Source organism: Paraburkholderia bengalensis, from assembly GCF_037126505.1.
GTDB classification, from domain to species: Bacteria; Pseudomonadota; Gammaproteobacteria; order Burkholderiales; family Burkholderiaceae; genus Paraburkholderia; species Paraburkholderia bengalensis.
Genome location: NZ_JACFYJ010000177.1, coordinates 1 through 8,042, shown reverse-complemented (window position 1 = coordinate 8,042; position 8,042 = coordinate 1). Strand labels below are relative to the sequence as shown.

Genomic DNA, 8,042 nt, shown 5'->3' with positions numbered 1-8,042 from the left:
AACGACCCGGCCGCGCATGCGACCGGGTCGTCAAATCCCGCCCTTCACGTTACACCGTTCGGTACCTCAGAAAAGACCTTAACTGAACGGCATTACCGCCACGAGCGGGCTTTTTTTTCGCCCGCAATCAGATAAGGCTGATTTTGCCGAGCCTGTTGTTTTGCTTCGTTTTGGACAGTTCTCAACGGTTATTCGAGGGGGTTTACGCTAGGTTTTCCGCTTTAATAGTAAGCAAGACGAACAAAATGAATCAAAAGACCTCAGTAGTAGAAAAACAAACCCGGTCTAGTGCCGGGTTTGTTGTTTGTGGTGCTGTTCAGTCCGGCGTGACGACGAGCCTGCCGTGCTCGACGGTGATTCTCACGCGCTGTCCGGGCTCGAAACCGGCCTGTATGAGCCACTTTCCGGCGATGCGCTGCAGCGGAAAAAACGTGAGGGTATTCCACTGCCCTTGCCATTTGGGCGGGGGTCGCCAGCGCATGATCTGCTGGACGGTGGCGTGTCGCTCGGGATGAGCGCACGATGCATTAAGATTGGCACCAGCCATGATCAACTCCTGCTGTGAGTTAGTGGTGGTCAGCGGGTCGTATGGGTTGCCGCCCATGCGGCCCGCGCTTTTAAAACTCCTTCCTTACTGCTGTGCCTGTGCCAGCACCGTATCAAGTATCTCGGGTACGAAGCGTTGGCGTGCCTTCGGAAGCTGGCTGATGGCCTCGATCTGCTGTTGCGGTTTCGAGGGCGGTCCGCGCCTGCCGGAGCGCGTGCTGATGTTCTGCCCGAGCAGTTCATCTGATGACGTTTGGATTGCTCTATGCAACAGTAGAAATGCCCCGCACGGGCGCAACGCCAATGCCAGCGACTCGGCAAAGGCACACACCACATCTCGCCCGCCCGCGCAAAGGGCAAAAAGCCACCCCAACCGCCGCAGGTAAAAATTCAACTCTTGGTAGTGACTTCCCGCTTCCCTCTGACGATCTCGTCGCCAGCATTCGGCGACAACCGCCGCGTAACAGGAATCGAAGCAAACGAACACAACCCCACCACCAGAAACGCAGGCCAGAAATCCATCCAGTGCAGCGACGCGTGCCCGTGCACTGCCCGTGTGATCGTCAGCACGATCCCCGCAACGGTCACGCCAAGGCCCAGCGAAATCTGCTGCACCACGCTGCCGAGACTCGTCGCGCGGCCCACGTCGCGGCTCTCGATTTCAGCGTAAGTCATCGAGTTCAGGCTAGTGAACTGCAGCGCCGGAAAGAAGCCGCCCAGCAACACGATCAGCCAGATCAGCCACGTCGGCGTGCCAGGAAAAAACGTGCCGCACGCGGCAATCGCGATGCCGGAATACGCCGCGTTATACATCAGCACCGTGCGAAAGCCATACCGGCGCAGCACGGTCGCGGCGAGCGAGCGCATGAACATGCCGCCGAACGCCGAGGCGCACGTGATCAGCCCCGACTCGAACGCGCTCATGCCCAGCCCTTCCTGCAACACGAGCGGCAGCAGGAACGGCACGGCGCCAAGTCCGATGCGAAACAGCGATCCGCCGAGCACGCTCGCCTGAAAAGTCGGCACGCGGAAAAAACGCAGATCGAGCAGCGGACGCCTGGCGCGCCGCGCATACAGCACGTAAATGCCGAGCATGATGGCGCCCGTCACCGTCATCAGGGCGGCCGTCCTGATCGTCACCAGTTCGCCGTCGGTGAGCGAGAGGCCCAGCAAGAACAGCGACGCGCCGCCCGCCGATAAAACGAAGCCGAGCCAGTCGAGCGGCCCCGGATGCGGCTCGCGGGTGTTCTTGATGTACTTGTGCGTCAGCCAGATGCCGAGAATGCCAACAGGTATGTTGATGAAGAAAATCAGCCGCCAATGCAGATACGTCGTGATGAAGCCGCCAAGCAGCGGACCCGCGGCGGGCCCGAGCATCGCGGGCACGCTCAGGTAGTTCATCGCGCGTACGTACTCGGAGCGCTCCACCACGCGAAAGATGATGATGCGCCCGACGGGCACCATCATCGCGCCGCCTACGCCCTGAATGAAGCGCGCGACCGTGAAGGTCGGCAGCGATGTGGACGCGGCGCACAGCAGCGAGCCGGCGACGAAGATGCCGATCGCGGTGCGAAACACCGAGCGCGCGCCGAACCGGTCGGCAAGCCAACCGCAGACGGGAATGAATACGCCGAGCCCCAGCACGTAACTGGTGACAGCGATTTTCAGCGTGACGGGGTCCCGGCCGAAGGCGCGCGCCATTTCAGGCAGCGCGGTGACGATGACGTTCGCATCGACGCTCTCCATGAACATCGCGCAGGCGACGATGACGGGAGCGATAAAAGCCTTGAGGGCGAGCAGCACGGGCGGCGAGCGATGTAAGTGACCGCTGATTATTGCATAGCCGCTCGACGATTTGCCATGACGTTGCGCGTGCAACGGGACGGCTGGCTGCGCGCAAGCGCTGCGTCGGCTTGAAGCGCACAGCCGTTGCAGCGGCCGCGCGGCTCACTTACTTGTCCGCGCGCCTGAAGAACCTTGCGTGCCTGGCGGGCTCCGACATGTCGCCGCCGATCCAGCCGAACTCCACGGGCATGCGCATATAGAACAGGTGGACGTTCGCCGCGCGCACGATATCGAGCAGGCGATCGGCTTCGTCGTCGGTGGTGGCGAGGATGATCTGCTGCGGCTGATCGGCGAGCGAGAGCGCGTGCGCCGAATGATGCGCGCCATCGTGCCCCACGCCTTGCGCGCAACCGATCACCGTCGCACCGTGAATGCCGAGCGCGCGCGCTTCGTGCAACAGCCATTCGCAAACGGTCTGATGACCATGCTTGCGATTGCGCTCGGTAAAGAAAGTCAATTGAGAGCCGTTCATCGCTGCGCCCGCGACGCCGACGCGGACGACGTATCGCCGACCGCAGGGTTCACGTGATGCCTTGCATACTCGATGGCTTCAATCAGCACGGGTGCGATTTCGTCGACGCGTTCGCGCGGTATCCGGATCTCGACCCACTCGCGCATCGCCGAGCGGCCGTACGGCTGGAAGGCGAATGCGCGCCCCGAATCCACCAGCATCGCCGCGCGTGGCGCGGGCAGCTTGATGCCGATGCCGCTGCCATACACGCAAAACACGAGATGCGCGCCGACGAACGCGGCCGGGCAGCCGAACATCGCGCCCTCGCGCACGGACGGGTCCTTGTCGTGGACGCAGGCGAACACTGCATTGAACAGTCCGACATCGTGCAAGAGTCTTGGCTCTGTTTTCATCGCGCTTCTCCCACGCAAAGCTGACACACGAGCTGTCATGTCGCAAACCCGGCATTGCACCGCGCAACATTGGGCGCATGCATCGGCGTCTGCCCGGCCGTCGGCGCGGCCATCTACGTCATTACGTCTCTTAAGCCCTTTACGTCTTTTACGTCTTCTACGTCTGCGTCTGTACGCAGGTTACGCGCTTTCAGCGCGCGCTGCTTCCGGACACCTCGTATTCGACCGCGCAGCGCGTGTAGAAAAGCGGCACGTTGCCGTGCCGCAAGCGCTCCAGCAACGCATCGACGCGCGCCGTTTCGCCCGCGAGCGTAATGGCGACGGGCTGATCGGCCAGTTCGACGAAGCGTGCCGCGTGATACTTGCCGTGCACGTCGATGCACTCGCTGACCTCGACCACCGTTGCGCCCTGAATGCCCGCTTGGCGCGCTTCATCGAGTATCCAGCCGATGGTTGTCTGGTGGTGCTTGCGCGGGCCGGTGGTGGCCGCAAACACGGTGAGCTGGCTGCCTTGCATGGCCGGTCTCCACGCATGCTGCGTTGACGGATCAAAGCATTATCGCGCTGCGAAGGCTGCTTGCGACAGTTTCGCGAGTGCGATGTCCGCGCATCGAAGTGAGGATTCACCGATGCCGCAGTGCGTCATGGGTGCCGATGAGGTCCCGCGCGGCGGCTCACGCGCAAGGGGCACGCCGGCAATTACGCGAGGCGTGCAGCGCACGCTAGTGCTTGCGCACGAGCGTATCGACGAACGCGAACGCGGTCTGCTTGAGCTTTTTCGGGTCGCCGTAGACGCGCTCCATCACCGCGATGCCGCGCGTCGTCATGACGATCAGGCTAGCTGCCTGCTGCGGCGGCAACGTGAGTTGCGCGCGCGCCTCTTTCGTATCGAGCACGGCCAGCACGGCTTTTTCGAGCGAATCGAGCATGGTCTGCAACGCCTCGCGCAGACGCGGCGATTCGGGATCGATTTCGGCGGCCGTTTTCGTCGACAGGCAGCCGCGCGGCGGCGTGCCCTGCGTAATGGAGCGGATTGCGAATGTGAAGAACGAGGTCAGCGCGTCATGCAGATCGGGCTTGTCGAGCGCCTTGCGCGCGTCCGCGACGAAGCGCTGCGCGTAGCGCTCGAACACGCGCATGAAGATTTCTTCCTTGTCGCCATATGCGTTGTACAGCGAGCCGCGCTGCACGCCCGTCGCTTCGGCGAGATCCAGCATCGACGTCCCGCGAAAGCCCTTGCGCCAGAAGACGTCCAGCGCATGCGCGAAGGCATCGTCTTCATTGAACTGACGAACTCCTGCCATCTTGTGCCTCGGTTGTGGAATGCCCAAAGCGGTATTTTGACACTAATGGCTAACATGCACAAATCAGCAGCGCTAGCGCGCGCGTTCGTCGATAAAGCCTTTGAGGGTCGTCAGCGTGTCGGCGTCGTCGATGTGCTTGTCGGTGCGCCAGCGCAGCATGCGCGGAAAGCGCACCGCCACGCCCGACTTGTGTCGCGGACTCGCCTGAATGCCTTCGAAGCCGATTTCGAACACGAGCGTGGGCGTGACGCTGCGTACGGGGCCGAACTTCTCGAGGGTGGTCCGGCGCACGATCGCGTCGACGTCGCGCATTTCTTCGTCGGTGAGGCCGGAATAGGCCTTTGCGAACGGCACCAGCGTGCGTACGCCGTCGGCCTCGTCCCACACGGCGAACGTGAAATCGGTGTAAAGGCTCGCGCGGCGCCCGTGGCCGCGCTGCGCATAGATCAGCACGGCATCGATCGCATACGGATCGATCTTCCATTTCCACCAGGTGCCCGCCGCCTTGGTGCGGCCCACGCCGTACATCGACATGCGCTCTTTCAGCATCAATCCTTCGACGCCGCGCGCGCGGCTCTCGTCGCGCAGCGCGGCGAGAGCGGTCCAGTCTCCGGCTTCCACCAGCGGCGACACGCGCAGCAGGTCTTTGGCCAAGGTGCCAGCAAGATTCGACGCAAGATTGGCAGCAAGTGCATCGAGCCGCGCGCGCCGTTCGGCGAGCGGCCGCATGCGCAGATCGTCGCCGTCCGCTTCGAGCAGATCGTATGCGAGCAGCGCGGCGGGCGATTCGGCGAGCACGCGCTTCGTCAGCGACTTGCGCGTGATGCGCGGCTGCAGCCGCGCGAACGGCAGCGGCGCAAGCGCGCCCGGCTCCCACGCGAGAATCTCGCCGTCGAGCACGGTGCCGTCCGGCAGCGCCTCGCCCAACGCAACGACCTCCGGGAAGCGGTCGGTGATCAGATCTTCTCCGCGCGACCAGACCCATACTCGGCCGTCGCGCTTGACCACCTGCGCGCGGATGCCGTCCCACTTCCATTCGGCGAACCACGATGACGGCTCGCCGAGCGCAGCCGGATCGGTCTGCAGCGGGTGCGCGAGAAAGAACGGATACGGCAGGCCGCGTTCGCTTTCGTGCAGCACGCGGGCGGCGTCGGCGTCGCTCGCGTCGCCCGTCGGCGCAGGCGCGATCAGCCGCAGATAGCGCGCGGCATCGGGCGGCTGGCTCGAATCCGTCCAGCCGACCATGCGCTGCGCGATCAGCTTGTGATCGACGCCCGCGACATCGGCGAGCGCGCGCACCACGAGTTGCCGCGCGACGCCGACGCGAAAGCCGCCGCCGATCAGCTTCGTGAGCAGGAAGCGGCCGCTCCAGTCGAGTTCGTCCCAATACGCGACGAGCCGCTCGCGCAACGTTTCCGGCGATGCGCCGCGCAGCGTCAGGATGCGCTCTTCGATCCACTGCGTGAGGCCCAGCTCCGACGTGCGCTCAGCGGGCGGCAGCACATGCGCGATGGTTTCCGCGAGATCGCCGACGGCCTGATACGACTCTTCGAACAGCCACTCGGGCAAGCCGGCGCGCGTGCGTGCGATGTCGGTCAGCAGACGCGTCGGCACCGACTGACGCGGCTTGCCGCCCGCGAGAAAGTACGACGCCCACGCGGCATCTTCGGGCGGCGCGGCGCGAAAGTAGGTGATCAATGCGTCGAGCTTGTCGCGCGTCGACGTGGTCGCGTCGAGCGCTGCATAGAGCGTGGCGAAGCGCTTCATCGCGCGTTGGGCGCTGACGCGGACGAATCCGCCGCGGCCGTTTCGGTGGGCGCCGACGCGGGTGCATCCGCTGCGGCCGCTTGATTGGCCGCCGCTTCGCCTTCGCTGCCCGCCGCCGCGTCCGCTTCGAGCGCCTCGTCGCCATATTCGGTGGCGAACGCGCCGGCTTCGAGGCCCTGTTCGCGCAGCCAGCGCACCATTGGCTCGACTTGTCCGTGCGTGACGATCACGCGCCGCGCGCCCGTTTCGGCGATGGCGGTCTGCAGTCCCGGCCAGTCGGCGTGATCGGACAGCACGAAGCCCCGGTCGACGCCGCGCCGCCGGCGCGTGCCGCGCAGGCGCATCCAGCCGGACGCGAACGCGTCGCTGTATTCGCCGAAACGGCGCAGCCACGCGCTGCCCTGCGCGGACGGCGGCGCGACGACGAGCGCCTGCCGGAAGGCCTCCTTGTTCTTCGCGGGAATCTCGCTGACGAGCCGCACGGGCGGCAGTGCGACACCCGCCGCGCGATACGCGCGATTCAACGGATCGACGGCGCCGTGGCAGAAGATCGGCCCGATGCCGGCATCGACGCCCGCGAGTATGTGCTGCGCCTTGCCGAACGAATAGCAGAACAGCACCGACGCGCGATTCGCTGCCGCGTTATGACGCCACCAGCTGTCGATGCCGTCGAACACCGTTTGCGGCGCATCCCAGCGATAGATGGGCAGGCCGAACGTGGACTCGGTGATGAAGGTATGGCAGCGCACGGGCTCGAACGGGGCGCAGGTCGGATCGGCGTCGAGCTTGTAGTCGCCCGATGCGACCCAGACTTCGCCGCGATATTCGACGCGCACCTGCGCCGAGCCCAGCACATGCCCCGCGGGATGCAGCGACACGTTCACGCCGTTGATCGACAGGTGCTCGCCGTAGGCGAGCGTCTGCAGCGCGATGCCGGGCAGCCGCGCCTGCAGCACGCGCGCGCCCGCTTCGGCGGCCAGATAGCGGCGATGCCCGAAGCGCGCGTGATCGGCATGCGCGTGCGTGATGACAGCGCGGTCGACGGGCTGCCAGGGATCGATATGAAAGTCGCCTGGCGGGCAATACAGGCCTTCGGGACGCGCGACGATCAGGTCTGCCGGTTGACTCAAGTGGGTCTCCGCGAATAAACGAGGCTGGCGGCGTGACACGGGGCGATCTATCGATGGACTTGCGCGGCGAGGCAGAAGTTCATCGAGGCGTCGGTGAAGGGACGGCTCGACGTGCAGGCTAGCCGCCCCATTACGGGTGACTCGATATTGACCAGGATACTGACAAGGAACGGGCCGCGCTGCTGTCCCAACGAACTCGATACCACGCGCATTCAAAAGCGCCCCGGCGTCTTGCCGACGCGGGGCGCGCGTCTCACGGCAGGCGTTTGCCTCTCGTCGAGGCACGTCCTGCACGCGGGCTCACGACATCACTGACCGCCCTGGTTGGTGCCCGCACCCGGCTGCATCGTGCCCGGCTGGCTCATCGTTCCCGCCGTGCCGTTGTACTGACCGTTCTGCCGCGCGTTTTGCGGCGTGGAGCCCGTGCCCGTGCCCACGCCGCCGCCCGTGCCTGTGACGCCCGGCGAGCCGTAACCGCTGTTGTTCGACGTGCCGCGTTGCATGCGGTTCACGCCCGCGCCCGGCGACGCTACGCCGCCAGCGCCACCCGTGTTGCCGCCGCCTGCGCCGACGCCGTTGCCGGACG

General features: G+C 65.1%; 10 protein-coding genes. All 10 read right to left on the bottom strand.

Features of this window, described 5'->3' with window-relative positions:
• Positions 1–316 precede the first annotated feature (316 nt).
• Positions 317–604, bottom strand: a complete 288-nt coding sequence (locus tag H3V53_RS41780; RefSeq protein ID WP_336602832.1) for a SymE family type I addiction module toxin — start codon at positions 602–604, stop codon at positions 317–319.
• A 27-nt stretch (positions 605–631) separates the two neighbouring features.
• Positions 632–940, bottom strand: coding sequence for a hypothetical protein (locus H3V53_RS41775; protein ID WP_336602831.1), 309 nt, complete (start codon positions 938–940; stop codon positions 632–634).
• Entirely contained in the window at positions 937–2,379 is a 1,443-nt protein-coding gene (locus H3V53_RS41770) for an MFS transporter (RefSeq protein ID WP_336602833.1), read from the bottom strand. Before H3V53_RS41770 ends, H3V53_RS41775 begins: the two co-directional genes overlap by 4 nt.
• Positions 2,380–2,497: 118 nt before the next feature.
• Entirely contained in the window at positions 2,498–2,863 is a 366-nt protein-coding gene (locus H3V53_RS41765; RefSeq protein ID WP_336602830.1) for a DUF190 domain-containing protein, read from the bottom strand.
• On the bottom strand, positions 2,860–3,255 hold the full coding sequence (locus tag H3V53_RS41760; RefSeq protein WP_336602829.1) for a hypothetical protein: 396 nt from the start codon (positions 3,253–3,255) through the stop codon (positions 2,860–2,862). Before H3V53_RS41760 ends, H3V53_RS41765 begins: the two co-directional genes overlap by 4 nt.
• A 190-nt stretch (positions 3,256–3,445) precedes the next feature.
• Positions 3,446–3,772, bottom strand: coding sequence for a DUF190 domain-containing protein (locus tag H3V53_RS41755; protein ID WP_336602828.1), 327 nt, complete (start codon positions 3,770–3,772; stop codon positions 3,446–3,448).
• 205 nt (positions 3,773–3,977) lie between these two features.
• Positions 3,978–4,559, bottom strand: coding sequence for a TetR/AcrR family transcriptional regulator (locus H3V53_RS41750; protein ID WP_336602827.1), 582 nt, complete (start codon positions 4,557–4,559; stop codon positions 3,978–3,980).
• Between the two features lie 72 nt (positions 4,560–4,631).
• Complete coding sequence (locus H3V53_RS41745; RefSeq protein WP_336602826.1) at positions 4,632–6,326, bottom strand: ATP-dependent DNA ligase; 1,695 nt, start codon at positions 6,324–6,326, stop codon at positions 4,632–4,634.
• Positions 6,323–7,456 (bottom strand): ligase-associated DNA damage response exonuclease, encoded by a 1,134-nt coding sequence (locus H3V53_RS41740; RefSeq protein WP_336602825.1) that lies wholly within the window; start codon positions 7,454–7,456, stop codon positions 6,323–6,325. The genes H3V53_RS41745 and H3V53_RS41740 overlap by 4 nt, the downstream gene beginning before the upstream one ends.
• Positions 7,457–7,764: 308 nt before the next feature.
• A partial coding sequence (locus tag H3V53_RS41735) for a hypothetical protein (protein ID WP_336602824.1) occupies positions 7,765–8,042 on the bottom strand: 278 nt, incomplete at its 5' end.